Raw genomic sequence first — 237 nt, forward strand, 5'->3', positions numbered from 1 at the left:
ACTTTCATATTATAGTCATATAAATAAACTGGATGATGATTTGATCAACAAAGAGCGTATGAAAAATGTATGTTCTTCATTGATTAACTTTATAGTCAGTAATGGTAGCCGAACAGAGAAAGTCTATGCTAATGAGAAAAGGAAATATGATGCTTCGACCCTAAAAAGATCGTTATCCATCAAAGAGAAGAAAAGAAAATATGGATTGTAATTATTTTAAAAGCCCGTAGTAGGAAT

At 30.4% G+C, this 237-nt stretch carries 1 pseudogene; it reads left to right on the forward strand.

From position 1 onward, the window contains the following. Positions 1-211, forward strand: a pseudogene (locus INF61_RS22640) (hypothetical protein); the annotation flags it as partial. Between the last annotated feature and the right edge of the window lie 26 nt (positions 212-237).

The organism is Enterobacter cloacae complex sp. P18RS (genome assembly GCF_014982105.1).
Classification (GTDB): Bacteria; Pseudomonadota; Gammaproteobacteria; order Enterobacterales; family Enterobacteriaceae; genus Enterobacter; species Enterobacter hormaechei_C.